This window comes from Hamadaea flava (genome assembly GCF_024172085.1).
GTDB classification, from domain to species: Bacteria; Actinomycetota; Actinomycetes; order Mycobacteriales; family Micromonosporaceae; genus Hamadaea; species Hamadaea flava.
The window spans coordinates 8,615,432-8,639,438 of record NZ_JAMZDZ010000001.1 but is presented as its reverse complement, the minus strand read 5'-3'; the positions used below and the strand labels follow the sequence as shown (position 1 = coordinate 8,639,438).

Annotated in this window: 27 protein-coding genes; 15 read left to right on the top strand and 12 right to left on the bottom strand. The window is 69.5% G+C overall.

All coding sequences use genetic code 11. The features are described 5' to 3' along the window. Positions 1-212 precede the first annotated feature (212 nt). The gene (locus tag HDA40_RS40230) at positions 213-1,268 is read left to right on the top strand and encodes a DUF2330 domain-containing protein (RefSeq protein ID WP_253763333.1); all 1,056 of its coding nucleotides are present in this window, start codon (positions 213-215) and stop codon (positions 1,266-1,268) included. 192 nt (positions 1,269-1,460) lie between these two features. On the opposite strand, the gene HDA40_RS40225 is transcribed toward HDA40_RS40230, so the two are convergent. After that, entirely contained in the window at positions 1,461-2,000 is a 540-nt protein-coding gene (locus tag HDA40_RS40225) for a hypothetical protein (protein ID WP_253763332.1), read from the bottom strand. Positions 2,001-2,085: 85 nt separating this feature from the next. Between HDA40_RS40225 and HDA40_RS40220 the strand changes: the two genes are divergently transcribed. Continuing rightward, on the top strand, positions 2,086-2,238 hold the full coding sequence (locus HDA40_RS40220) for a hypothetical protein (protein WP_253763331.1): 153 nt from the start codon (positions 2,086-2,088) through the stop codon (positions 2,236-2,238). 72 nt (positions 2,239-2,310) lie between these two features. Next, positions 2,311-3,351: a hypothetical protein gene (locus HDA40_RS40215; RefSeq protein ID WP_253763330.1), complete on the top strand. Its 1,041-nt coding sequence runs from the start codon at positions 2,311-2,313 to the stop codon at positions 3,349-3,351. Positions 3,352-3,437: 86 nt separating this feature from the next. Here the strand turns inward: HDA40_RS40215 and HDA40_RS40210 are convergent, their stop codons facing one another. Further along, positions 3,438-4,085, bottom strand: a complete 648-nt coding sequence (locus HDA40_RS40210; RefSeq protein WP_308197811.1) for an SDR family NAD(P)-dependent oxidoreductase — start codon at positions 4,083-4,085, stop codon at positions 3,438-3,440. Positions 4,086-4,175: 90 nt separating this feature from the next. On the opposite strand from HDA40_RS40210, the gene HDA40_RS40205 reads away from it, so the two are divergent. After that, on the top strand, positions 4,176-4,565 hold the full coding sequence (locus tag HDA40_RS40205) for a MerR family transcriptional regulator (protein ID WP_253763328.1): 390 nt from the start codon (positions 4,176-4,178) through the stop codon (positions 4,563-4,565). Positions 4,566-4,581: 16 nt separating this feature from the next. On the opposite strand, the gene HDA40_RS40200 is transcribed toward HDA40_RS40205, so the two are convergent. Continuing rightward, complete coding sequence (locus tag HDA40_RS40200; RefSeq protein ID WP_253763327.1) at positions 4,582-5,691, bottom strand: hypothetical protein; 1,110 nt, start codon at positions 5,689-5,691, stop codon at positions 4,582-4,584. 125 nt (positions 5,692-5,816) lie between these two features. Between HDA40_RS40200 and HDA40_RS40195 the strand changes: the two genes are divergently transcribed. From HDA40_RS40195 to HDA40_RS40185, 3 genes are read left to right on the top strand one after another with little or no spacing between them, the layout of a single operon-like run. Continuing rightward, a complete protein-coding gene (locus HDA40_RS40195) occupies positions 5,817-6,632 on the top strand; it encodes an HAD family hydrolase (RefSeq protein WP_253763326.1) in 816 nt (271 codons plus the stop codon). Between the two features lie 36 nt (positions 6,633-6,668). Further along, entirely contained in the window at positions 6,669-6,989 is a 321-nt protein-coding gene (locus HDA40_RS40190; RefSeq protein ID WP_253763325.1) for a DUF8820 family protein, read from the top strand. A 32-nt stretch (positions 6,990-7,021) separates the two neighbouring features. Then, positions 7,022-8,116, top strand: a complete 1,095-nt coding sequence (locus tag HDA40_RS40185) for a DUF6745 domain-containing protein (RefSeq protein ID WP_253763324.1) — start codon at positions 7,022-7,024, stop codon at positions 8,114-8,116. Here the strand turns inward: HDA40_RS40185 and HDA40_RS40180 are convergent. The 7 genes from HDA40_RS40180 to HDA40_RS40150 form a co-directional block, all read right to left on the bottom strand. Continuing rightward, entirely contained in the window at positions 8,079-8,993 is a 915-nt protein-coding gene (locus HDA40_RS40180; RefSeq protein ID WP_253763323.1) for an STM4011 family radical SAM protein, read from the bottom strand. The genes HDA40_RS40185 and HDA40_RS40180 overlap by 38 nt on opposite strands. Then, a complete protein-coding gene (locus HDA40_RS40175; RefSeq protein WP_253763322.1) occupies positions 8,990-10,309 on the bottom strand; it encodes an STM4012 family radical SAM protein in 1,320 nt (439 codons plus the stop codon). The genes HDA40_RS40180 and HDA40_RS40175 overlap by 4 nt, the downstream gene beginning before the upstream one ends. A 2-nt stretch (positions 10,310-10,311) precedes the next feature. Continuing rightward, entirely contained in the window at positions 10,312-11,130 is an 819-nt protein-coding gene (locus HDA40_RS40170) for an STM4013/SEN3800 family hydrolase (RefSeq protein WP_253763321.1), read from the bottom strand. Continuing rightward, positions 11,127-12,323, bottom strand: a complete 1,197-nt coding sequence (locus tag HDA40_RS40165; RefSeq protein ID WP_253763320.1) for an STM4014 family protein — start codon at positions 12,321-12,323, stop codon at positions 11,127-11,129. Before HDA40_RS40165 ends, HDA40_RS40170 begins: the two co-directional genes overlap by 4 nt. A gap of 1 nt (position 12,324) precedes the next feature. Beyond that, on the bottom strand, positions 12,325-13,248 hold the full coding sequence (locus HDA40_RS40160; protein WP_253763319.1) for an STM4015 family protein: 924 nt from the start codon (positions 13,246-13,248) through the stop codon (positions 12,325-12,327). 106 nt (positions 13,249-13,354) lie between these two features. Further along, a complete protein-coding gene (locus tag HDA40_RS40155) occupies positions 13,355-13,852 on the bottom strand; it encodes a tetratricopeptide repeat protein (protein WP_253763318.1) in 498 nt (165 codons plus the stop codon). 338 nt (positions 13,853-14,190) lie between these two features. Beyond that, complete coding sequence (locus HDA40_RS40150) at positions 14,191-14,583, bottom strand: hypothetical protein (RefSeq protein ID WP_253763317.1); 393 nt, start codon at positions 14,581-14,583, stop codon at positions 14,191-14,193. Between the two features lie 202 nt (positions 14,584-14,785). Here HDA40_RS40150 and HDA40_RS40145 point away from each other — a divergent pair, with 202 nt between their 5' ends. Further along, a complete protein-coding gene (locus HDA40_RS40145; protein ID WP_253763316.1) occupies positions 14,786-15,796 on the top strand; it encodes an ArsR/SmtB family transcription factor in 1,011 nt (336 codons plus the stop codon). Between the two features lie 53 nt (positions 15,797-15,849). Continuing rightward, positions 15,850-16,581, top strand: a complete 732-nt coding sequence (locus tag HDA40_RS40140; RefSeq protein ID WP_253763315.1) for a DUF899 family protein — start codon at positions 15,850-15,852, stop codon at positions 16,579-16,581. Positions 16,582-16,668: 87 nt separating this feature from the next. On the opposite strand, the gene HDA40_RS40135 is transcribed toward HDA40_RS40140, so the two are convergent. Both HDA40_RS40135 and HDA40_RS40130 read right to left on the bottom strand, forming a co-directional pair. Further along, on the bottom strand, positions 16,669-17,040 hold the full coding sequence (locus tag HDA40_RS40135) for a hypothetical protein (RefSeq protein WP_253763314.1): 372 nt from the start codon (positions 17,038-17,040) through the stop codon (positions 16,669-16,671). 81 nt (positions 17,041-17,121) lie between these two features. Beyond that, positions 17,122-18,060, bottom strand: coding sequence for a helix-turn-helix domain-containing protein (locus HDA40_RS40130; RefSeq protein WP_253763313.1), 939 nt, complete (start codon positions 18,058-18,060; stop codon positions 17,122-17,124). A gap of 111 nt (positions 18,061-18,171) precedes the next feature. On the opposite strand from HDA40_RS40130, the gene HDA40_RS40125 reads away from it, so the two are divergent. The 6 genes from HDA40_RS40125 to HDA40_RS40100 all read left to right on the top strand — a co-directional run bounded on the left by HDA40_RS40125 (position 18,172) and on the right by HDA40_RS40100 (position 24,002). Next, entirely contained in the window at positions 18,172-19,209 is a 1,038-nt protein-coding gene (locus HDA40_RS40125) for a saccharopine dehydrogenase family protein (RefSeq protein WP_253763312.1), read from the top strand. Between the two features lie 277 nt (positions 19,210-19,486). Further along, entirely contained in the window at positions 19,487-20,266 is a 780-nt protein-coding gene (locus tag HDA40_RS40120) for an alpha/beta fold hydrolase (RefSeq protein ID WP_253763311.1), read from the top strand. Between the two features lie 14 nt (positions 20,267-20,280). Beyond that, entirely contained in the window at positions 20,281-21,126 is an 846-nt protein-coding gene (locus tag HDA40_RS40115; RefSeq protein ID WP_253763310.1) for an alpha/beta fold hydrolase, read from the top strand. 147 nt (positions 21,127-21,273) lie between these two features. After that, complete coding sequence (locus HDA40_RS40110) at positions 21,274-22,071, top strand: alpha/beta hydrolase (RefSeq protein ID WP_253763309.1); 798 nt, start codon at positions 21,274-21,276, stop codon at positions 22,069-22,071. A gap of 26 nt (positions 22,072-22,097) precedes the next feature. After that, a complete protein-coding gene (locus HDA40_RS40105) occupies positions 22,098-23,114 on the top strand; it encodes an alpha/beta fold hydrolase (RefSeq protein ID WP_253763308.1) in 1,017 nt (338 codons plus the stop codon). A gap of 99 nt (positions 23,115-23,213) precedes the next feature. Continuing rightward, on the top strand, positions 23,214-24,002 hold the full coding sequence (locus HDA40_RS40100; RefSeq protein ID WP_253763307.1) for an SDR family NAD(P)-dependent oxidoreductase: 789 nt from the start codon (positions 23,214-23,216) through the stop codon (positions 24,000-24,002). The last annotated feature ends 5 nt before the right edge of the window (positions 24,003-24,007 follow it).

Genomic DNA, 24,007 nt, shown 5'->3' with positions numbered 1-24,007 from the left:
CGGCGATCGGCCGACGGCGATCACTCTTCTCAGGGACAGACACCCGCCGCCGGACTGGTCGGCCCTCCGCGCTCGCGCTCGGTCCGCCGTGGCTGCAGATCACGGTTATGCATGCTTCCGACGCCGCGGGAGGCATACATAACCGTGATCTGCTTCCCGAAGGGCGCGCGGGTTGCGGCACACTAATGGCTTCGACGTGACAGGAGTAGGCCGTGACTGTGACCGCGACAGCCCGCCGGTTCGTGACCCGTTTCGCTGTGGTGCTCGCGCTGGGCGTGACGATGCTGGCGGCCGATCCCGCGACTTCCGGCGCGTGCGCCTGCGGGGCGTTTGTGGCCAACGACAAGCTGTATCCGCAGCGGGAGACCGCGTTGGTGGAGTTGTCGGGCCGTTCCGAGTCGATCACGTTGTCTGTGCAGACCAGTTCGCAAGCGAATCAGGCGGCGTTTCTGATGCCGGTTCCGGCGCGTGCCCGGTTCGAGATCGCTGATGCGAAGGTGTTCGCCGAGCTGGATGAGATCAGCCGTCCCGAGGTGAAGGTGCGGCGCGTGGTCGTCAGCGGGGACGGCGCGGGCGCGCCTCCAGGGCAGTCTGCCGATGATGTGACCGTCGTCGACCACGTCGAGGTCGGCCCGTACGAGGTCGCTCAGCTCAGCGGCACGGACGCAAGCGCGGTGTCGCGATGGCTGACCGACAACGGCTTCACCTTGCCTGAGGCGCTCGGCGGGGCGCTGCGGCCTTACCTCGCCGAGGGTTGGCTCGTCGTCGCGGTACGCCTGGCGCCGACCTCCGGCAGCCTTTCCGACGGGCTGCCGCCGATGCGCGTGGCGTTCGAGACGGAGTCGCCGGTCTACCCGATGCGGCTGTCGGCGACGGCGGAGTTCAGGCAACCGCTGCGCCTGTATGTGCTGGCGGATCACCGGATGGACATGAGCAATCCGGCCCCGAAGGGCAGCGCACCGGATCTCACGTACGCCGACGAGGTGACGGCGGACCCGCAGCATCCGACGGTGTCCGCGTTGTTGACCGGCCCGCGCTTTCTGACGCGCTACGACGCGGTGTTCAATCCGAAGCAGATCACCGAGGACATCCGGCTGACGCAGTCGGCGTCCGATGAGCACTATCGGGCGGTCGTGACTGTCACGAAGTACGTCCAGTCGCCGTGGCCGATGCCGGGGGTGCCGCTGCTTTTGCTGGCATTGATCGTCCTGGCGGCGGTGGCCGTCGCGGTCACGATGCTCGTACGCCGCCTCAAGGCGCGGGTCTGACTCAGGTCGTCAACGCCTGCACCGCCACTCTTGCGCGCCCCGTTTGGGGCGCTGGATCACGGATCTCGGTCGAATCATGCTCCAAGATTCGACACGGAATCCTGATCCAGCGCCCAAAGGCGGCGGACGCGACGGGCGCAGCGGGGGGTGCCACGCCCGAGTGCGAGCCGCATGTGCGGATGGCGGCAGGTATTACGCGACGGCGCTTTCGCTGAAGATCGGGTCGTAGATGTTCTCGCTGTCCTTCACCCCGATGCCGAGCGAGGTCCCTTCGTCGAAGCTGAGGTCGACCACCTCGTAGTCCAGCACGTTGTCCGTGCCTTCGGCGTGGAACGGTCCGTAGATCCAGTTGTTCCAATAGGAGTCGACATAGACGTAGACGGTGTCGCCGTCGTTACGGGTGTCGTAGATCCAGAGCAGCTCGTCGTCCGGGTGGAACTCCACCTTCGCGACCATGCCGGAGCTGTCGTACATCTCGATCTTGACGGCCACGCCGCCCGGGTCGGTCTTGAAGTAGGTGTCGTCGAAGCTGTCGTAGAGCATGCAGCCCCCGGTGACCTTGGTGACCGGCAGGTTGCCGCGCACACGAGCGCAGTTGCCGGTGTCGACGACGGCGAACTTCACCGTGAGAGTGCCGTACGCCTGAGCCGGTGACGGAACCACCAGGAGTGACCCGAGGACGGCCAGGACGGTGAGGACGGCTCCGACGAGAGTTCGTCGTGCTGCGTGCATGTCTGCTCTCCAATGCGCTGCGACGGATGGCGAGTCGGCGATCGGCCGCTCTGTCCATGGTGTACACACGCTTGGGGGGTTCGAGATGGTTGTCACGCTGGGCGATGCTCGCCCTGGCCACCCGGATATCAGCGCCCTCGTCGGGGTCCTCGCGCTGGTCGACGTCTACGTGCCGAACCTGCCGGAAGCCGCCCGGAAGTTCCGCTCCTTGCAGCGCTCGCTCCGCGACGGGGATTAGGGGAAAGCCCTGGTGGCGTGATCAGGGTAACTTCCCGATGTACGCGACGCCGAGCCGGACAATGCTGGAAAGGTGGCATTGGATCTTGGTCAAGCAGCAGCCCCCTGGCGAGCCGTACGCGCCGGCAACGCAGCGCGATACCTGCGCGCTTTCGTCTTCGCCGGCATCGGGACCGTCCTGCTGATCCGCGTCTACCTGGGCATGACCGGTTACCCGAAGCTGGGCGGCGGCAACCTGCACATCGCGCACATGTTGTGGGGCGGTCTGCTGATGGTCGTGGCCATCGGTGCGGCCACGATTCTCTACGGGCGAAGCGCCCGGTTCGCCGCAGCGGTGGTGGGCGGTGTGGGCTTCGGGCTGTTCGTCGACGAGGTCGGCAAGTTCATCACCCAGGACAACGACTACTTCTACCGCCCGGCGGCGAGCATCATCTACCTGGTTTTCGCTATTCTGCTCCTGCTCGACCGCCGGTGGCGGAACCGGGCCGTGCCGACTCGCGACCAACGCCGGGCGGACGCGGTGGACCTGGCCCTCGGCGGGATCGTCGTCGGGGTGACCGAACGCCAGCGGGCGGACGCGATTCGGTCGGTCGGCGTACCGGATGATGAGCTGGACCGCGCGGTGCTGCACCTGCTCGAAGCGTTGCCCGCACGCGACGAGACCGCCGGCCGGCCGTGGTGGCGCCGCCCGGCCGACTGGGCCGGCGCGACGCGCGACCGGCTCGCCCAACGGCAGTGGGCCATCAACGTCGCGGCGGGCTGGATCATCGCTCAGCCGGTGCTGTTCCCGGTGATCGGTGTCGCCATCGACGCCGGACGCCTCGAAACCGGCCCGACAGTGGTGGCGGTTCTGGTGACGCTCGTGATGACCGCGTTGGGAATCGCGGGCGCGTACCGGCTGCGTCGTGATCGGGCCGCCGCTATGCGATGGTTCGGTTTGGCCCTGAGCATCGACCTGATGGTCGGCCAGGTCTTCAAGTTCACCCTGAACCAGTTCGCGGCCGTTCCGGCACTCGCGGTCGATCTACTGCTGCTGTCGATCGTCAACGCCGCACAGCTCGCGGCGGCCAACCCTGCCGAAGGCTCACCCCGAGCGGACATCGGCGGCGCGTAGAAGACGGCGGGCTGCGCGTACGACTGCCTCGTCGACCATGCCGCCGGCGGCGTCGAGCGAACCGCAGTCGCCGACGGCGAGGCCGGCTAACCGTGGACGACTTCCCGTTCCCATCGCTGTCGTGGCTGGGTGTGCAACCGCCAGTAGTGTTCGGCGATGTCGTCCGGGTCGAAGGCGGTGCCTGGGGCGACCGCGCCGGCCACGGTGACCGTGGCCACGTGGACGCCGGACGGCCCGTACTGCTGATCGAGCAGGGCCACCAGCGTCCGCACCCCGGCCTTGCCCAGCGAGAGGGACATGTACTGGGGCTTGGGCTCCGGCATTCCTCCGGTGACGATGAACGAACCGTGACCGCGCCGGGCCATGCCGGGCAGGACGTGCGCGGCGGTGCTCAGCGCGCCGACCACGTTGACCGCCCAGGCGTCCTGCTGGGCGCGTACGGACAGCTCGCCGAGCGCGTCCGCCTGGATGACGGCGGCGTTGTACACCACGACCTCCGGCGGGCCCAGCTCGTCGGCAGCCGCGTCCAGTGCGGCCCACAGCCCTGTCTCGTCCGTGCTGTCGGCGGTCAAGGCAACGACTTGTACGCCCACCTCGCCCACGGCATCAGCAATCTCCGCTACCGCCGCACCGGTACGCGCGACGACGGCAACCGGCATGCCCTCCCGGGCGAACCGCATGGCAACCGATCGACCGATCCCCGGTCCTGCCCCGATGATGACCGCGCCTGACACGTTCTGCTCCCTCGTCCACAGCGCCACTGACGAAGGCAAAGCTAGGCTTTCACATCAGTGTGAAGGTCAACCGGACGTGAGGAGGCTCGCATGCGGATCGGCGCCTTGGCCCGCGAGACGGGGGTCAGCGAGCGACTCTTGCGCTACTACGAGGAGCAGGGGCTTCTTCAGCCGACGCGGCTCGCCAACGGCTACCGCGAATACGCCCGATCGGATGTCACGGCGGTGTCCCACATCCGGTCCCTGCTCGCCGCCGGACTTCCCACGACCGTCATCGCGCAGGTGCTGCACTGCGTACACGACGACGGCGGACGCCTGACCCCGTCGGCGTGCCCAGGCATGGTCCAGCACCTCGAACGGCAACGCGCCCGCATCGCCGACGCGATCGCGCACATGACAGCGGAGCAACGGGTGCTCGACGGCTTGCTCGCCGCCATCCCCAGCCGGCCGGGCGAAACCAAGGAGACCGGCCGGGACTGACTCACCGGATCCGGCCTCAGTCGGACAGGTCGACCTCGAGAACCGCGACCTCGTCCGCGGTGACCAGCAGGACGGTGGTCGCCATGGAGTCGTCTTCCTCGCTCGGGGGCCACGTCACCGGCAGGAGGCCCGCACAGGCGATGCGTACGTCGTCCCCCATGCGCGTCAGGATGACGTCTAGCAGGTCGTCGAGGAGGAACCTCGCGAGGTGGTCGGCCGGCACTTCGGGGATCTCGTCGAGGCCGCCGGACTCGTCGTCGAGCAGCTCGATCAGATGCAGCCGCACCTCGTTGCGCAGGCCGGTCCGAAGATCGGTGGCTGAGACGGCACGAAACTCTTCCAGGTCGTATTCGTCCGCGTCTTCGCGGTTCTCGGCCCACCATCGGGCCGCCGTGGTCATCCAGTCGCCGGCGCCTTGATCAAGCCGACCGATCCGGAACCTGAAAGTGACCGGGGTGTTGTTGTTCACCCAGAGCAGGTCGCTCAGCAACGTCATGCTGCAGGCGATCCGGGTACCCAGACCCGCGTCGGTGCCGTCGGCGGCGATGACGGGTGGCGGCTGGACCTCTGCGGCCGGAGTCAGCGAGGCCCGCAGCGTGCTGCCCCAGGTATCGCGGTGCAGCAGGTGCAGCGCCTCCGGCACTCCCGGCGCCGCTTCGGCACCCGTCAGGCGGAGTACGTCGGAGTATGGGCCGGCGACCTTGTCGGCGAGGAACTGCACGAGCGCCTGCCCGCGCTGGTCGCGCGCCGCGACCACGTCCGAGATCAACGCCACGAGTTCGGCTGCCACCTCCTCGTCGGCGCGGGCCGGCTCGTACGGCCGCCCCGGGCCGATGGACACCCGGCTGGTCAGCACTGCCGCATCAGTGACCTCCGCCAGGTCGCCGACGTCCGCGATCTCCGACAGCGGCGGCGGCTCCAGCCACTGTTGATCCTGGCGCGCCTTGGTCCTCCCGGGCACCAGAGTGGACGCCCAGCCGGGGACCTGGTCCGGCGACCACATCGCCAGCAGCCACACCGCCGCCACCAGCACCCACTGCTCGTTCGTCGGCCGGCGGTCGCCCGCCCGCTCCACCGGATCGGGCTGCCGGTGCCAGGCATCGGTGTAGGCCGTGGTCAGATCCATCGGAATACTCTCCATCGCACTTCACGAGAATTCGCGCCCAAACCTTACGGGCGTCGTCCACCGCGAATCCACCGACCAGGCCCGACAGCTGATCGGACGGCAACCGGAACAGGTTAGGCTCGGACATGATCGTCGTCGTCGTGGATCTCGACGGAACCCTGCTACGCACCGATGCGACCATCTCTACGCGTACCAAAGCAGCCTTGGCGATGACCCGCGCGCAAGGTGCCCGGGTCGTGATCGCGACCGGACGCCCGCCTCGTTTCACCCGCGTGCTGGCGGCGGAGGCGGGACTGACCGGCGTGGCGGTGTGTGCAAACGGGGCGGTCGTGCTCGACCTGGGCACCGGCGACGTCGAAGTCCTGGCCGCGCTGACGATGCCCTTGGCCGCCGCGGCGGCCAAGGTCGTGGCGGAGACGATGCCGGGCGTCGCGTTCGCGGTGGAGACCGGTGAGTGGGCGGTGACCGGACCGGGGTGGCTGCGCCGGGCCAGCCGCGAGACGGCTCGGCAGGAGGCGAGGAGCCTCGACGATCTCTGGGCGCGCGACGGCAGCTGCGTGAAGCTGCTCGCGTGGACACCGGCCGCAGTGACCGACGCGGTGCTGGATCGCTTGCGGCGCAGGCTTCCCGAGCTGTCGGTCACCTACTCAGGCGCAGCGGGGATGGTGGAGATCGCGGCGGCGGGTGTGTCGAAGGCGGCGGCGGTGGCCCGGTTGTGCGAGCGATGGGGCGCCGTCCCGGCCGACGTGGTGGCCTTCGGCGACATGCCCAACGACCTGCCGGTGCTGGAGTGGGCAGGCACCTCGGTGGCGGTGGCGAACGCGCATCCGCTCGTCCTGGAGCGGGCCGGCCGGGTCACCGCGAGCAACGACGACGACGGCGTGGCGATCGTCCTGGAGGAGATGTTCGCGGCTGAGCCGGATGTCGTACCGTCCGCGTAGCCTGCACGCGTCAGCGATTCGGCGAAGGAGCGCTTCATGCATCGGCAAGGCGACGTCCTGGTAGTCCCCATCGCCCCGGCGGACCTGCCGCCCGGCCTGATCGACGCGCCCCGCGACCGTCGTCATCGGATGGTGCTCGCGCTCGGCGAGGCGACCGGGCACGCGCACGTCCTGACCGGCGAGCGAGTGGCGTTGCTGAGCCCGCCGGAGGAGCCCGACCGGCTCTACCTGCTGGTCGAGGGCTACGGGCGGCTCGTGCACGAGGAGCACGGCCCGATCTCGCTGACGCCGGGCGCCTACCGCGTGGTGCGGCAGCGGGAGTACTTCCCCGGCGCGATCCGGTTCGTGGCCGACTGATGGACGTCTTCACCCCTGACGCATTCTCCACTATGGACGACATCGGTTTGGCCGAGCGGGCGGAGAGCTGGCTCGCCGCCGGTCTGTGCGCGGAGCCGGCCGATCGGGCCGCCGCCGAGGCCGGCGTGCGCGCGGCGTACGCGGTCGCCGGGCTGGCCGCGCCTGACCGGATCATTTGGCTCGGTTCGCCGGCGGCCGGCGCGGCGGCGGTCGCGATGCTGTCGACGGGAACCGACGGCGATCCCTACGTCTGGGAGTGGCTGGCCGAGCAGGACTGTGTGCCGGGCCGGGCGGAACTCGGCGCGAGCGTCCGGTCGAAGGTGCGGACGGGCCCGTGGGCTCGGGCGCGGTCGGCGCTGGTCGCCGAACTCGGTCCGGTCGGCTACGCGCGGCACAGCGTAGCGACGACGCGTCGTTGCTGGCAGCAGCTCGCCGACCGGATCGTCACACCCCTGCGGACGCGACTGACCGAGCAGTTCGCGGCCGACGCCGACGAGGTCGGCGCAGCGGCGCAAGGCGCTCTGCTCGACGCGATCCTCGGCCAGCACGACGCGGCTTGGCTGGCTGCGTACGGCGACGACTCTCCCGAGCTGGCCGGGTTGGCCCGGGTCGCCCGGTCGGCGGGCTGGTGGTGGGCGTTCGAGCGGATCGCCGTGCTGACCGAGCGCCCCGACCAGGTGCACCGCGACAATCTGGGCCGGCTGCACCATGCGGGCGGTCCGGCGTTGTCCTACCCGGACGGCTTCGGCATGTACGCGTGGCGCGGCATGCCGGTCCCGGACGACGTGGCCGCCCAGCTGCCCGAGCTGACGGCCGACCGCATCCGGTCCGAGAGCAACGCCGAGGTACGCCGGGTGATGCTCGAATACTTCGGGTTCGACCGCTACCTGAGCGAGTCCGAGGCCACTCGGGTCCAGTCCGACGACTTCGGCGTGCTGTGGCGGCTGGACCTGCCCGGCGACGAGCCGCTCGTGATGGTCGAGGTCGTCAACGCCACGCCGGAGCCGGACGGCACCCGCCGCACCTATTTCCTGCGGGTGCCGCCGACCGTGCGGACCGCCCGCGCCGGGGTGGCGTGGACGTTCGACCTCACCGAGGAGCAGTACGCGCCGCAGCAGCAGACCTGACGTGCGGACCGGGCGCACCCCAGGCCGGCGGCGGACCGGCCGGGATGCGTTCGGCGATCCCCCCGGCGAAGACCTGGTGCAGGCCGAGCCGTTTCAGATGGACGTAGCCGATGTGGCAGTCGCAGCTGGCTGCCGGGCATGCGCGGGCGGTCAGCGCCGTACGGAAGGTGTCGTCGTACAGGTTGCCGATGGCTTCGGGCAGGAAGTGACAGCGCCGGACGAGCCCGTCGCCGTTGACCGAGATCGCGGTCTCACCGGCCCAGCATTCGTGCCCGGCCGACGCGTGCGGACGGACGCTGTAGCCGAACAGCGGGTCGACCGCCGTCCACCGGGCCTCTTCGTCGGCGGAGTAGACATGCCCGTCGGCGGCGTTGATCCAGAGGTAGGTCTGGGCCGGGAGCGCGTCTCGCATGGTCACCGCCTCGGCGTGGTGCTCGGGCAGCCCGACCATGCCCACCGAGTGCCGGATGCCGTGCCGTCGCAGGGTCGCGCACGCGGTGAGGAACCGGTCCCGGCTCGTCTGCCCGGGATGGTAGGTGGCCCACAGCGCGAGCCGTTCCGGGTCGGCGTCAGCCGTCCACGCCAGTCGGCCTGCCAGGTTCGTCTGGATGGCGACCCGTTCGACGTGCGGCAGGTGCGACAACCGGACGAGGGCTTGCCGGTACCAGGATCGGGTCAGTCCCTCGCCCCAGGGCGTGAACAGCACCGACAGCGTGTCGCCGTGCGGGTTCGCGACGACCCATTCGACGAATCGGGAGAGCGCCGCCCGATCCTCGCGTAGCTGGGCCGGGGTGTCGCGTCGTTTGGCGAAGGGACAGTAAGGGCAGTCGTAATTGCAGCTGGCCAGCGGCCCCCGGTAGAGCATCAGCAGGTTCATCGCAGCACCGCCTGCGCCATCGCGGCTCGGACGGTGTCGGAGATCAGCCACGGGCCGATCAGGTCGCTGCGGCCGAGCCCTTCCGGCGTGAGTTTGAGGATGGGTCCGTCCCAACCGACCCATCCGCGTGCCTCGATCGCGGTCAGATGCGGATGATCCGTGGCCAGCTCGGTGCCGAACTGCGCCTGGTAGGCGTCCGCGTCGGCGCCGTCGGCACGCAACAGCGACTTCACCAGCCAGCGCAGGCGCTGCTCGGCACCGTCGAGGGCGAACCCCACCTCGGCGTACGCGAAATCCCCAGCGGGCCGGCGAACGTAGTCGTCGATGATGCCACGGACTTCCCGGACGCTGACTGCGTAGTCGAAGGAATAGTGCAACTGCCGGGTGTACGAGCGTGCGCCGCAGCCGAGCCCGACCATGCCGTCGTCCTGACAGCTGTAGTCCGGCCCGTCCGGATCAGGCAGCTCCCGGCGGCGGAACTGCCGCATGGACAGTTGCCGATAGCCCGCCGCGAGGAGCCGGTCCCGGCCCTGCCGGTACAGCTCGAGCCGCTGACGATCCCAGTCGTCGTCCGGCGCGTCCGGATCGCCGCGACGGCCCAGCCCGGTCAGCGGGCGTACGTAGAGCGGATAGAGGAAGATCTCCTCCGGTCGCCACTGCAATGCGGTCTCCAGGGAGTATTCCCACGTCCGCGACGTCTGCCCGGGGATCCCGTAGATGAGATCGAGATTGAGCACCGGGAATCGAGCCGCCCGCAATGCGTCGAGCGCCCGGTCGACCTCGACCCGATTCTGCGGGCGTCCCGCGGCGTGTGCCTCGGCGTCGAGGAAACTCTGCACCCCCATGCTCACCCGATGGGTGCCGTGCGCGGCGAGCACGGCCAGCCGATCGTCGGTCGCCGTCGCAGGCGAGGTCTCCACCGACAGGCCCGCCTCACCGGGACGCAGCCCCATCACGTCACGCGTCACGGCGTACAGCTCGTCCAGTTCGGCTGCGGTCAGATAGGTGGGCGTTCCGCCGCCGAAGGCGGCGCGGGCGTACCGGGCCGGTCCGATCGCCGCGGCGACCTGCTCGGCTTGGACCCGCAGCTGACGCAAGTAGTCCGAGACCTGCTCGGCCGGCGGCCTCGCCCGGGTGAACAGGTTGCAGAACCCACAGCGCATCTCACAGAACGGCACGTGCACATACAGGAAGAGCCTGTCGCGCGGCTCGGCCTGCCACACCTCCCGCAGCGGCGGTCGCGGTTCAAGTCTCCGATAGGCCGTCTTATGCGGGTACGCGTAAAGGTATCCCTGGTACGGCGAGCCGTCGAGCACCGTCACCACTCTCCGGGACGCAACGTGAAATGGGCGTACGGCACGGTCCAGACGACGTCGTGACCGATCCGATGGCCGTGGTGACCGTCCTCCCCGTACGCCGTCCCATGGTCGGCGCACATGATGACGAAGCACGGCCGTCCCCGCGACGTCAGCAACTCGAACAACCGCGGCAGGTGGCCGTCCACATAGCGCAGTGCGGCGGCATGGCTGTCGAGGCCGTCCTCGGCGCAGCCGTCCAGGTAGTGCCGGTTCGGTTGGTGCAGGGCCGACACGTTGAGGAAGGTGAACAACGGCCGATCCGGCGTCATCCCGGTCAAGCTGTCCTGGAGCTGGTCGAGCTGGTGCCGCAGCGAATCAGGCTCGGTGACGCCGAACTCCGGACGCCAATGGTCCTCGGCGAACAACCCCGGCAGCACACTGCCCAGCGCGGACCGCCGGTTGAAGAAGCCGACGCCGCCCAGGCACACCGTGTGATAACCGGCGGCGGCCAATCCGCCGACGACATCCGGGGTATCGAACACCCAGGTGCCGTCGGCGGTGGTCTCGCTGCCGGGGAACCGTGCCGCGAACAGCCGCGGGTGCGGCCCGGCCCCGGTCGGTGTGGGCAGGAACCCGGCGAAGAACGCGTGATGCGCCGCGTAGGTGAAGCTGGCCGGCGAATGCCGTCGCTCCCACGCGCCGCCGGGCAGGACGCCCGCGAGATGCGGCGTCCGGCCTGCCGCGGCCTCGTTCGCGGCCACGTCGTACCGCAGGGTGTCCAGCGTGATCAGCGCGATGTCGTGCGAGCCGACCACTGCCGTCATGTCGACCGGATTCACGCCGCCACCCTGGACCCGGGTCCGTGCCCGGCCGCCACGCCGGAGCTGTCCCGCACGCCCGAGTCATCCGGCACGCCCGGGTGCCGCCCGCCCGAAGGCGCTGATCGCCCGTTCGAGGACGCGGAAGGTGAGGCTGCGGGCGCGGCTTGCAACGCCGAAAGCTGTGCGTCGTAGGTGTCCCGGCCGTCGGCCAGCAGGCCGGGCAGCAGATCACCGAACGCGTTCACCTCGGCCACCGCGTGCGACCGCCAGCCGGAGCCGATCATCAGGTCCACGCCGACATGCGGGCTCCTGGGAAACGCCGCGGCCACCCGCCGGCACGTCTGCATGGCGGCGTCGTATTCGTCGCCCGCGGCGGCTCGGACCGCCGCGAGGTCACCGCGTACGCCGCCGAGGTGCAGGTTGGTCATCGGTGACTTGCTGCTGCGAACCACGACGTGGGTCGGCTCCCCCGCGATCACGACCACCCGCAGATCGAGTACGCGCCCGGCCAGGCCCGCCTTGGGGAACCATCGTTCGACGTGCAGCCCGTCGGGCGCCAGCCGATCGACCGTCGCGGCGATCGTCGGCTCGTCCTGATATCGGCGTACCCGAAGCGAGTTGTACATCCGGCCGCCGCTCCACTCCACCGAGGTCGTAGCGGCCAACCGCCCCGCACGCCCGAATTCCACCGCGAGTACCCCTGAGGCCGATGACCCGTGCCGAGGCTTGACGAAGACCCGCCGCCAGCCCACCCCGGCGAGGCGTTCACGAAGATCCGCCCAGTTCGCCGGGGATCCCGGCAACGCCGCCGGAACCGGCACGCCCGCAGCGGAAAGCCGAGCGTGGCAGGCCGCCTTGTCGAACATCGTCGCGACCTCGTCCGGATCGGCCAGCAGCCGCGCTCGCTGGTCGGCCGCGGCGTCGGCGATCCGGCGCACCGCCCGGCAGAACCCGTCGTACCACGCCCGGCCACCGGCGAGCTCACCGTGATCGAGTTCGGAGTCGGCCCCGCGCAGCAGGCGATCCACCTCGGTGTCCTCGCCGGGAGACTCCAGGCGTACCAACGAACCGGGCGTCAGCCGGAGCGGTGCGCCCGCCGCCACGTCGCGCCAGGCGACGACCTCCGGAGTGGCCAGCCCGGCGCGCTGAATCGCCGCCGAGAACAGCGCCAACCGGCGGCTGCCGGGATTGGCTACGACCGTCAGCCGCATCTCACTCGGCGACCGAGACGTAGCGCCAGGTGCCGTCCGGCTCCTCCGGTTCGGACAGATCCACGTCGACACCGGCCTCGCCCAGTTCGGCGGTGATCCGAGCAACCAGGGGTTCGGTGAGGTAGTGGTGATGCAGATCCAGCCGTCGCAGGTGGGTCAACGGCTGCCCGGCCAGCAACGCGGCTGCCCCGACGTCGGTGAGTACGCCCATCGACAGGTCCAGTTCCTCCAGCCGCGCCACGATCGGCGCGGCCGCGACAGCGGCCGCCACCTCGTCGGCGATATCCGCATCCTTCAACCCGAGCGACGTGAGCCGGGGCAGGCGGCCGCCCGCGAGGATCTGGCTCAGATCATCCACTGTGGCGTCACCGCCGTAGTTCTCGACGCCCAGCCACAGCTCCAAATGGTTGAGCTGAGGGAAGTCGCTGTCCGCCACCGCGCGCACGATTCCGGCGTCCAGCCCGCCCGACTGGAAGGTCAGGCTCCGCAATGCCGTGTGCCGCAACGGTTTGAACGACAAGCCTTCCGCACCGCGCACCGTGAGCGTCGTCAGCTCCGGGTACGCCTCGAACAACGGCGTGATGTCGGTGTGCCGGATCCAGGAGATCTCGCACTCCTCGAACGTCAGCTCGCCGAGGAACAGCGCCCGCAACGACGGCAGACTCGTCGCCGCCTCAGCGATCCGCTCGACCGGAGCCGCCGTGTCGTACGCGCTGCCCCAGTTGCCGATGACCAAGGTGGTGACCTGCCCGGCCCACGGTTCGGCGAGCAGGCCCGACAGGCGCTCCTCGAAGATCTCGCCGCCCTCGTACTCCGGGTCGTCGACGCGCCAGGCGACCAGAGCGGGATCAGCGACCGGGCTTCCCTCGGGATACTCGACGATCGGCAGGCCGGCGTACGTCGTGATGTGATCGGAGATTGCCACGGCTGCCTCCAGGCTGTCGGTCGTCCCGCAAGTGCACGGACCATAACAGTGGACGCCGACACTCCCCGACCGCGCGGGACCGATCCCGGAAACGCCGTCGCGGCATCTAGCCGATCGCGTCGAGGTCCTGGGCGTAGAACTCGATCGCCCGACGATATCGCCGCACTCGCTCGTCGCCGCTCGTCTCGGCCAGGAGCTTCAGTAGCAGCGACACCGACTCGCGGGCTTGGCCGACGTTGTACATGGCCATGGCGAGGAAGGTCTGCAACGCCGCGTCGTCCGGGAATTCGGCCAGCCCCCGCCGCAGGGTCGTCACCGCGTCCTCGTAGCGGCCCAGGGCGCGCAGTGTGCTGCCCAGTCCGAGGAACGCGCCGGCCCGATCCTCGGGCGAAAGCCCGGCAGTCGCCAGCGAGCGCTCGTAGAACGGGACCGCCTCGGCTTCCAGGCCCAGCTTGTCATGCGCCCAGGCGGCCTGGTACGCCACCTCGGCATCCTGCGGGTACCGGTCCGACAGCGTCAGGAGAAGCTCCCGCGCCTCCTCGGTCCGGTCGCTCTCCCGCAGGCCGACGGCCTCGGCCAGCAGGCGGTCTCGATCTTGCGACATCACCGGATCGTACGGGCTGGCCGCCCAGGGCGGAACATCACCAGGTGGCCGGGGCCGGGCTCGTGCCCGGCCTGCGGATCAATCTGCTCGTCACAGCCGTCGTAGTGCTCACCTGGTCCACTCCCAGTGACCGGCTCATCATGGAGCGGCGGAGCGGTCGCGGCGATCGGGTACGCCTTCACGAACGGCTTCAAAACGCCAGTTCGTCGAAGCACTCGGCCGATACCGAAACTGACCGGCACAGAAGTCTGCGGTGGTCGCCCCCGTTATGCGGCCGCCCACCGCAGACCTCTCGCCGTCGAGGCAACCTCGTGCGGGAACGAGGTGGAGACAAGCCTTTACAGGCAGGCGTACGTGTCGATGACCCCGTTGCCGTTGTCATCCGAGGCAGTAATGTTGGTCATGTTCTGCCGGGACATCCACCCATAAGTGGAGGTGCCCGCGACACGAACGTAGTCCCAGATGTTCCCGTACGAGTTCATCACCTCGCAATAGAAGTAGAGCCTGGTGCCGGCGGCCACGGATCGGACGTTGCCGCAGGAGGCGTATGGACCGACCTTGAGATTCGCCGTGACCTCCATGGTGCCCGCGCCCTCGCCGTTCGGGAACTGGGTGTATCCGGAACAGTTGTCTGCCGCCTGAGCCGCAGGCACAGGGGAGACGGTAAACATGGCGACAGCGGTGGCGACGACCAGCGCAGCCCTTGCCATGGACATCATTGTCTGCTTCATCGGATCCTCCTAGCGTGGATGAGCGCACTTTGCGGTCGCTTGTTCAGCGGCTGTCATGCTCTCTTTCGGACCGATGAACCTCACAGTCTTTTCCCTGAGCGGAAAACCCCGTCGCGGCCAGAGGCTTTGAGTACCCCGAACGCGAGCCGCAAGGCTTTAACCCGTACGGAAAACCTGCCGGAGCGCGGTAATAATCGACGCCATGCTCCGCATCCACTTCAGTCTCTCTGATCTCGCCAACCCCCGGATCGCCGCGGGGCCGGACTGGCTCTGGGAGTTGTCGTTGAGCATCCATCAGCTTCGGCTACGAGAGGTGCCGACGCACATCGGCGGATGGCGGGCCGGACTCCTGGACCGCCTGCATCCCGGTGGCTCGCTGCGCCGATCGATCGATCTAGCCCTCGCCGTGAATCCGCCACGCGGATATTTTCCGGATTTCCTCACGCCGACGCGAGGCGACGCTGGCTTCGACGAATCTTTGGAACGCGTCCTGACCACCCCCAGCCGCCGCGTTCTCCGGGAGATCGGCTTGATGGACAAGCCGATCACGGCGGGGCACATCCGGCTGTCCACGATGGTGGACCTCGGCTCCGCGATGCGCGCCTATCGCGAGGCCGCGCTCACTCCCATCTGGACGCGGGTGACCGGCGCGGTCGCCGCGGACCGGGCCGACCGGCTGCGTCAGATGGGCGCCGGCGGGATCGGTGCCGTCCTGAACCGGCTGCACCCCTGTGCGTCCTATCACGACGGCGTCCTGAGCATCAGGGTCTGGGGCGGAACCGGCAACCGCGACTTACACCTGGGCGGTCGTGGTCTGGTGCTGGTGCCCTCGTATTTCAAGGAGACCCGCCAGCTGATGGTGCTGGCCGACAACGACATGCCGCCGGTTCTCGTCTATCCGATCGACACCGGCACGCGGCTCGCCTCCGACGCGGCGCACACGCCGCTCGCCGATCTGATCGGCCGGACCCGTGCCGAGGTCCTGGCCTGTGCCGAAGGGCGCAACACCTCTGACATCGCCCGCCTTACTCGCATCTCGGTAGCGGCGGCGAGCAAACACCTGGCGACGTTGCGCAACACGAGGTTGATCGACAGCGTGCGGGACGGTGGCATGGTCGTCCACAGTCGCACTGATCTGGGCAGGGCGCTGCTCGAGCCCTACATCGGCGGTGACTCGCGAGAGCCGTCGGCCGCGGGATCACGCAGGGAGTAGCCGTCCAATCGACACTTCGAACTCAGCGCACCATTCGAAAAGAAGGAGCGACTATGCGCCACCTGCCCACCGAGCCGCTGGCGGTCTCCGCCCTGCCGACCGTCACCAGCCGCGACGAGTACGAGGCCGCCCGAGCCAGTCTGCTGGTCAGGGAGAAGGCGCACAGCCGCGCGGGCGACGTGATCGCCGCGGAGCGCCGGCGGCTGCCGATGATCGAGATCCCCGGGTCCGTCACCGTGGTCGGCGCGAAGGGCGAGGTTCCGTTTCTGGACGCCTTCGAGGGGCGGCGGATGCTCGTCGGTTACTTCCACATGTGGCACGACGGCCAGCCGGCCGAGCGGCAGTGCATCGGCTGCACCTACTTCGCGTCCCAGGTCCAGGGCCCGCTGGCGCACCTGCACGCGCGCGACGTGACACTGGCCTACTTCTGTGCGGGCACGTACGAGGAGAGCCGGCCGTACGCGGACTTCATGGGCTATGCGGCACCTTGGTACTCGGCGCGCGACGCGGGCCACGGACTGCTGGCCGACCGGGACTTCGGCTGGCTCGGCTGCTACGTACGCGACGATCATGGCCGCGTTTACGAGACCTACTGGACGACCGATCGCGGCAACGAAGCGGGCTTCTGGTCCTACAGTCTGCTGGACCGGACCGTGTTCGGACGTCAGGAGGCGTGGGAGGACTCCCCCGCCGGCTGGCCGAAGATCCCGGCCGGTCAGCACCAGTGGCGTACCGACGGCCGCCCGCTGGCGCAGTGGGGCGTCACCGACGAGCCCGCCGCGTAGGCGCGCCGATCGGCGACCGGCACCGGAACCCCTACAGTTCGGCCATGCGTCGACGGCGCGTCGGCCGCGTCGGGCTCCCGATCGGTTTCAGGAGGCGGCCACCCGCGGCTCCAGCTGCCCCGACGTGATCGCCTCCGACCATTGCGCGACGAGTTGCTTCGCCTCGGCGGCCGAATCCACCCGTCGGCGGTGGGCCTTGCCCGGGGATGCCGTCGGATAGGCCACGACGAGCCAGCGGCCGGTCAGTGCCCGCCACGGCCAGACCGCCATCGTCGCGGCCAGCGCCGCCAACCACACCACCGCGAACGGGACGACCTGCAGCAGGACGATGATCAGACTCAGTTCCGAGGAGTCGGGGGCGTCGGCGAAACCGGTGATATAGGGACGGAACGCCAGCCGCCGACGGCCGACGCGCCAGGTTTCCCAGTCGCCCGAGCCGGCGCGTCGCGTGACCATCATGGCGACCATTGTGCAGATGCCCGCAAGACCCGGCGACCTGCGTCGAAACCGGTGCGACCAACGATCGGCGGGCGACCCCGCTCAGACCCCGCGGAACGTCCGCCGGTAGGCGTCCGGCGGCACCCCGACCGCACGATGGAAGTGCCGCCGCAGCGTCGTGGCGGTACCCAGACCCGCCGCCTCCGCGATGGCGTCGATGCTACGGTCGGTGTTCTCCAGCAACTCCTGGGCCCGGCGGATCCGCTGGTTCGACAGCCAGATCAGCGGCGTCGTGCCGGTCACCGACTTGAACTGGCGGGCGAGGTTGCGGGAACTCATGTTGGCCTGGCGGGCCAGGTCTTCCACGGTGAGCGGCCGGTCCAGGCGGGCCATCGCCCAGGGGAACAAGGCGGCGAGGGGGTGGTCCTCGCGGGCGGGGACCGGGGTGGCGACGAACTGGGCTTGCCCGCCGGCTCGGTGCGGCGGCACGACCAGTCGCCGGGCGACCGCGTTGGCGACCGTCGAGCCGTGGTCGCGGCGGATCAGGTGCAGGCACAGGTCGATCGCGGCGGCCTTGCCGGCCGAGGCGAGCACGGTCCCGTTGTCGACGTAGAGCACATCGGGGTCGACCGTCACCTGCGGATAGCGCGCGGCCAACGCCTCGGTGTGCGCCCAGTGCGTCGTGGCGGTCAGGCCGTCCAGCACCCCGGCGGCGGCCAGCACGAACGCGCCGGTGCACAGCGAGACCATCCGAGCGCCGGCTTGGTGCGCGGTGCGTACGGCGTCGAGCAGGTCGACCGGCAGTTCCGCGTCGATGTCCTCCACCGAAGGGACGATCACGGTGTCCGCGCGGGCGAGCCGGTCCCAGCCGTCCTCGGGGTCCACCCGGAACTTGCCGGCCCGGACCGGGCCGCTGCCGCAGATCACCAGCTCGTACCACGGGTCGGCCAGGCCGGATGGGTCACGGACGAACACCTCGCAGGCCATGGCCAGCTCGAAGTGCAGCATCCCGTCGGTGGCGGCGAGGGCGATCGTGCTCATGTCCGAAACTGTACGGGGGTTGTCGTTCCAGACACTCGTCGGGTCGGCCCGCCGTTGACAGGATCTCCTCAGTCGATCTTTTCGAGACGTTGTCAAGCCTGAGGAGTTCCCATGAGTGCAGGTCAGACCGTGGCGGTGTTCGGTGCGTACGGGCACACCGGGCGGTTCGTGGTGGCGGAGTTGCTGGGTCGCGGATTCGTCCCACTGCTCGTCGGCCGCGACGCCGACAAGCTTCAGGCGATGGCGTACGCGCATCCGGGGCTGGCGTACCGAGTCGCCTCCGCCGACGGCCCGGCGGCGCTGGACAAGGCACTGACCGACGCCGCCGCGGTGATCAACACCGCCGGTCCCTTCGCCTCGACGGCGACGGCCGTGATCGAGGCAGCCCTGCGAGCCGGCCTGCCGTACGTGGACGTCGCAGCCGAGATCGAGGCCAACGCCGACACGTTCGCGAACCTCGCCGACCGGGCTCGCGAAGCGGACGTCGCCGTGGTCCCAGCGATGGCGTTCTACGGCGGCCTCGGCGACCTGCTCGTCACCCTGGCGATGCGCGACTGGACGACCGCCGACGAAGCCCAGATCGCGTACGGGCTGAGCAGCTGGCACCCCACCGGCGGCACCATCGCCTCCGGCGTCGTGTCCCACGACCGGCGCGACGGCCGGCGCGTCCGGTTCACCGGCGGCCGCCTCGACTACTACGCCGCCGACGGCGACCTGCCGACGGTGGACTGGGACTTCCCCGCTCCCCTGGGCCGACGCAGCGTGTTCAGCGAGTTCACCATGGCCGACGTCGTCACCATCCCAAGCCACCTGGCCATCCCCGAGGTACGCACCTACATGACGACGGAGGCGGCCCAGGATCTGGCCGCACCGGACGCGCAGGCACCCACCGCGGTCGACGACTCCGGCCGGTCGGACCAGACGTTCACCGTCGACGTCGTGGTGCGTTCCGGCGACGAGCGACGCCGTGTCGTGGCCAGCGGCCAGGACATCTACGCCGTGAGCGCCCCGCTGGCCGTCGAGGCGATCGAACGGATTCTGACCGGCCGGATCCGCACGACCGGTGTCGCGTCGGCCGGCGAGATCTTCGACGCCGCCGACTTCCTGGACGCCATGTCTCCCTACCTGACCGTCGAGGTCCTCCCCTGACCCCGTTTCCTCAGTCTGCGTCCACATGTGACGGTTGAGCGAGCCGATCATCGCCAGCGCGCCGCCACGAGTCTCATGCGACGAAGGGTCGGCACGGTTGCGCTTCGGTACGCTGCCCGGCTGCCTCGGCTCCTGCCGAGCGAGATGAGGGCCTGGGAGCTCGACCCCGGGTGGCGGCCCTTTGCCGCCCGCCAGGCCTAACCAGCGGTGATCGCTGTGATCGGCCCTCCGGTGCTGCTCACTGCGTCGTCACTCTTTTATCACTGATCTTGCATCGGTGCCGGATTACGGTCAGCCGACATCGATACGGAGGCAGGAAGTGATGACAGAGTTTGAGAGTGCCGAAAACGACCTGACGGTTCTTCTCGTACACGGCGCGTTCGCGGATGCGTCAAGTTGGTCGGCCGTCCTCGGGCAGTTGCTAGCGGCGGGCCTGGACGTGCGGGCGGTGGCGAACCCGCTGCGAGGGCTGGCCACGGACGCGCGCTATGTGGCGGACGTGGCTTCCGAGATTGAGGGCCGGGTGCTGCTGGTCGGGCACAGCTATGGCGGCGCGGTGATCACCAACGCCGCCGGTGAACTCGCCAATGCGGTCGGGCTGGTGTTCATCACCGCGTTCGCCCCGAAGGAGGGCGAGAGCCTGACGGCGATCGTGGAGCAGTTTCCGGCCACGCTCATGGGGTCGGCGCTGCGCCAGACCGCTGTTCGAACCGAGCACGGCGACAAGGCGGCCGAGTTGAGCATCGACCGGTCCCAGTTCCCGGCGGTCTTCGCCGCCGACGTGCCTGCGGCCGACGCCGCGATCATGGCGGCCAGCCAGCGGCCGATCGCGTTGGCCGGTTTCACTGAGGCGTCCGCCGAGCCGGCGTGGCGGGTGCTGCCGTCCTGGTACCTCGTGGCTGCCGACGATCAGGCCATCCACGTGGATGCGCAGCGTTCCATGGCGCAACGCGCCGGATCGCACATCGCCGAGACGGCTGGTTCTCACGCCGTCATGGTCTCCCAGCCCACCGCAGTTGCCGACGTGATCCTCACGGCCGCGCGCACCCTCCGTTGAAAGGAGTTCCGCTCATGAACATCCACCGCACCTCCCGTCGCACCGTCCTGACGGGCCTGGCCACCGTGTCGGCCGCCGCCGGCCTCGGCATCGTCACGCCGGCGGCGGCCGCGCAGGCCGCATCCAGTACCTCCACCTGGCCCGCCGGCGTCAACCGGCCGACCGTCGTCTTGGTCCACGGCGCGTTCGCCGACGCATCCGGCTGGACCGGTGTGGTCCAGCGAATGCAGGACGACGGCTTCCCGGTTGTCGCAGTGGCCAATCCGTTGCGCGCATTGGCCGGCGACGCCGAATACCTCGCGGCCGTGCTCGCCTCGATCACCGGTCCGATCATCCTGGTCGGACACTCGTACGGCGGTGCGGTGATCACCAATGCCGCGACCGGGAACCTGAACGTCAAGGCGCTGGTGTACATCGCGGCGTTCGCTCCTGACGAGGGCGAGTCCGCTTTCGCGCTCAGTGCCGGGGGCACTCTGCAGGACGTCGTGACCAGCGTTCAGATCCCGATCGCGGGTGGCGGTACCGACGTGGAACTTTCGATCCGGCCGCAGGAGTTCCGCAAGGCGTTCATCAGCGAGGTCGGCCCAGCAACGGCGCTGGCGATGGCGGCGACGCAGCGCCCGATCACGCTGACCGCGCTGGCCTCCCCGTCCGGCACCCCCGCGTGGCGGAGCATCCCGTCGTGGTATGCGGTGTCCGGTGCGGACCAGGCGATCCCGCCTGCCTCGCAGCGGGCGATGGCCAAGCGGGCCGGTTCGCGCACCGTCGAGGTCGCGGGCGCCTCACACGCCTACTTCGTCACGCACCCGAACCTCGTCGTCGGTCTCGTCCGTGCGGCCGCCCACGCGACGGCCGCCTGACAGGAGTGGTTCGGTTCCATCGGTGCGCCTGTCGCGCACGTGGACGACGCGCCGCCGTCGTTCGACGTCGGCGCGATCATCGCGTCCGCCGAAGCGTTCAACCTGCGGGTCGTCGGCCCGCCACCCCAACAGATCTGAGGAGCCATCATGAGTACACCGACACCGGTCGTCTTCATCCACGGACTGTGGCTGCACGCCACGTCTTGGACGCCGTGGATCGACCTGTTCCGCGAAGCGGGCTACGAACCGACCGCGCCGGGCTGGCCCGGCGACGCGGACACGGTCGAGGAGACCCGCGCCAACCCGGATCGCCTCGCCGACCACGGCATCGACGACGTCGTCGAGCACTACACGAACATCATCGACCGGCTCGACACCAAGCCGATCCTGATCGGGCACTCCTTCGGCGGGATGATCGCCCAGAAGCTGCTCGGCCTTGACCGAGCGGCCGCCGCGATCGCGATCGACGCCGCCCAGATCAAGGGTGTGCTGCCGGTGCCGCTGTCAGCGTTGCGCGCCACGTTGCCGGTGTTCAAGAACCCCGGCAACCGGCACCGGGCTGTCTCGCTGACCGCCGAGCAGTTCCGGTTCGCGTTCGGCAACGCCGTCTCCGAGGCGGAGTCGCAGGAGCTATACGAGCGGTGGACGATCCCGGCACCGGGCAAGCCACTGTTCGAGGCGGCCCTGGCCACCTTCGACCCGCACTCGCCGGCCAAGGTGGACACCGGCAACGAGTCGCGCGGGCCGCTGCTGCTGGTCATGGGCGGCAAGGACAACACCGTGCCGGAGGCCGTCACCCTGGCCACCCTCAAGCAGTACCGGCACTCGCACGCGGTCACCGAGATCAGGGAGTTCGCCGACCGAGCTCACTCGCTGACCATCGACAGCGGCTGGCGCACGGTGGCCGAAGGCTGCCTGGCCTGGCTGCGCGCCCAGTCGCTATGACAACCGAACATCGCGGAGGCAACACGATGATCATCTACCCTTCTCCCCATTCCGCCCGGCGCAAGGCGGCACGGCGTGTCCTGATCACCCTGCTGAGCGTGGCGGCCGCCGCCGCGCTGGTCACCGCACCGACCTCCGCGGAAGGACAGAGCGCCGGCGCAGACCGGCACGGTGAATCGCAGCACCGCGTCCCGGACGGCTTCACCGAGCAGCGCACCAGGGTCGGCGACATCTCGATCAACTACGTCCGGGGCGGGCACGGCCCAACCCTGGTGCTGGTCCACGGTTTCCCGCAGACCTGGTACGAGTGGCGGGGCATCCTGCCGGAGCTCGCCAGGCACTACACCGTCATCGCACCCGACCTGCGCGGCGCGGGCCGCAGCGACGCCCCGGCCGGCGGATACGACAAGAAGACGATGGCCGCCGACATCCACGGCCTGCTCACGAAGCTCGGCCTCACCCGCGACATCCGCCTGGTCGGCCACGACATCGGCACCATGGTCGCCTACGCCTACGCCGCGGCCCACCCGACCGAGGTCGCCAAGCTCGTCCTCAGCGAGGCGCCCATCCCCGACGAGAGCATCTACCAGTTCCCCTCCCTGACCGTCGACGGCCCCGCAGCCTGGAACTTCGGCTTCTTCAGCCTGCGCAACGGCCTGCCCGAGAAGCTCGTCAACGGCCGAGAGGAGCTGTGGGTGGACCTGTTCATCGACTCTCTCCAGGTGCAGAAGGACGCGATCGGGCCGGAGGACATCCGCGAGTTCGCGGGGTACCTGCGCGACGCCGCCCACCTGCGGGCCAGCTTCGAATGGTTCCGGGCCTTCCCCACCGACATCACCGACAACGCCCGCTACGCCAAGACCAAGCTCACCATGCCGGTCCTGGCACTCGGCGCCAGCAACAGCCTCCGAGGATCTGTGGAGACCCAGGTCAGCAACTACGCGAACAACGTCACCGGCGCCGTCATCGCGAGTTCCGGCCACTGGATCTACGAAGAGCACCCCGCCGAACTCACCCAACGTCTGCTCACCTTTCTGGGCTGAGTCCACCGACGCCCGCTCCAGCACTTGAGCACTACCGGCCGACCGCGGCGTATGTCGATACCGACACCGGGGTCGGCCGGCCCACGAGAGGATTTCGTCATGGAACTTCACCTGACCGGCAAGGCCGCGGTCGTCACCGGCGCTAGCAAAGGCATCGGGCTGGCGATCACTCGGGCCCTGGCCGACGAAGGCGCTCAGGTCGCAGCGGGCGCCCGGCACATCACCGCCGAACTGACGCAACTCGCCACGGACGGCCGGGTGCATCCGGTGGAGGTTGACCTGGCCACGCCGGACGGCCCGGCCGAGCTGATCGAGGCGGCGGGATCCGCCTTCGGCGGCCTGGACATCTTGATCAACAACGTCGGCGCTGTCCGCCCGCGCACCGGCGGGTTCCTGTCCGTCACCGACGACGACTGGATCTCCGCCTTGACGATCAACTTCCTCGCCGCGGTCCGCACCACCCGCGCGGCACTTCCGCTCCTGCTCGACCGAGGCGCCGGCACGATCGTGACCGTCGCCTCAGTGAACTCGTGGCTGCCCGATCCACTGGTCATCGACTACAGCGCCGCCAAGGCAGCCCTCCTGAGTTTCTCCAAGGCTCTGTCCAAGGAGGTCGGCCCGCACGGCATCCGGGTCAACACCGTCAGCCCAGGCCCGGTCAGCACACCGCTGTGGCTCGGCGACGGTGGCGTGGCGGCAACGGTGGCCCGCGCCACCGGCCGTGAACCGGACGCGGTGGCGCAACAGGCCGCCAACGATTCGGTGACCGGCCGGTTCACTCGGCCCGACGAGGTCGCCGACCTGGTGGTGCTGCTGGCGAGCGACCGAGCCGGGAACATGACCGGCGCTGACGTCATCATCGACGGCGGCCTGATCACCAGCCTGTGATCCCA

Excerpts from the sequence above, each read along its gene's own strand:
- HDA40_RS40225 (WP_253763332.1), bottom strand. The coding sequence starts at position 2,000 with ATGCACGCAGCACGACGAACTCTCGTCGGAGCCGTCCTCACCGTCCTG.
- HDA40_RS40220 (WP_253763331.1), top strand. The coding sequence starts at position 2,086 with ATGGTTGTCACGCTGGGCGATGCTCGCCCTGGCCACCCGGATATCAGC.
- HDA40_RS40205 (WP_253763328.1), top strand. The coding sequence starts at position 4,176 with ATGCGGATCGGCGCCTTGGCCCGCGAGACGGGGGTCAGCGAGCGACTC.
- HDA40_RS40200 (WP_253763327.1), bottom strand. The coding sequence starts at position 5,691 with ATGGATCTGACCACGGCCTACACCGATGCCTGGCACCGGCAGCCCGAT.
- HDA40_RS40195 (WP_253763326.1), top strand. The coding sequence starts at position 5,817 with ATGATCGTCGTCGTCGTGGATCTCGACGGAACCCTGCTACGCACCGAT.
- HDA40_RS40190 (WP_253763325.1), top strand. The coding sequence starts at position 6,669 with ATGCATCGGCAAGGCGACGTCCTGGTAGTCCCCATCGCCCCGGCGGAC.
- HDA40_RS40185 (WP_253763324.1), top strand. The coding sequence starts at position 7,022 with ATGGACGACATCGGTTTGGCCGAGCGGGCGGAGAGCTGGCTCGCCGCC.
- HDA40_RS40180 (WP_253763323.1), bottom strand. The coding sequence starts at position 8,993 with ATGAACCTGCTGATGCTCTACCGGGGGCCGCTGGCCAGCTGCAATTAC.
- HDA40_RS40165 (WP_253763320.1), bottom strand. The coding sequence starts at position 12,323 with ATGCGGCTGACGGTCGTAGCCAATCCCGGCAGCCGCCGGTTGGCGCTG.
- HDA40_RS40155 (WP_253763318.1), bottom strand. The coding sequence starts at position 13,852 with ATGTCGCAAGATCGAGACCGCCTGCTGGCCGAGGCCGTCGGCCTGCGG.
- HDA40_RS40150 (WP_253763317.1), bottom strand. The coding sequence starts at position 14,583 with ATGAAGCAGACAATGATGTCCATGGCAAGGGCTGCGCTGGTCGTCGCC.
- HDA40_RS40145 (WP_253763316.1), top strand. The coding sequence starts at position 14,786 with ATGCTCCGCATCCACTTCAGTCTCTCTGATCTCGCCAACCCCCGGATC.
- HDA40_RS40140 (WP_253763315.1), top strand. The coding sequence starts at position 15,850 with ATGCGCCACCTGCCCACCGAGCCGCTGGCGGTCTCCGCCCTGCCGACC.
- HDA40_RS40135 (WP_253763314.1), bottom strand. The coding sequence starts at position 17,040 with ATGATGGTCACGCGACGCGCCGGCTCGGGCGACTGGGAAACCTGGCGC.
- HDA40_RS40130 (WP_253763313.1), bottom strand. The coding sequence starts at position 18,060 with ATGAGCACGATCGCCCTCGCCGCCACCGACGGGATGCTGCACTTCGAG.
- HDA40_RS40125 (WP_253763312.1), top strand. The coding sequence starts at position 18,172 with ATGAGTGCAGGTCAGACCGTGGCGGTGTTCGGTGCGTACGGGCACACC.
- HDA40_RS40115 (WP_253763310.1), top strand. The coding sequence starts at position 20,281 with ATGAACATCCACCGCACCTCCCGTCGCACCGTCCTGACGGGCCTGGCC.
- HDA40_RS40110 (WP_253763309.1), top strand. The coding sequence starts at position 21,274 with ATGAGTACACCGACACCGGTCGTCTTCATCCACGGACTGTGGCTGCAC.
- HDA40_RS40105 (WP_253763308.1), top strand. The coding sequence starts at position 22,098 with ATGATCATCTACCCTTCTCCCCATTCCGCCCGGCGCAAGGCGGCACGG.
- HDA40_RS40100 (WP_253763307.1), top strand. The coding sequence starts at position 23,214 with ATGGAACTTCACCTGACCGGCAAGGCCGCGGTCGTCACCGGCGCTAGC.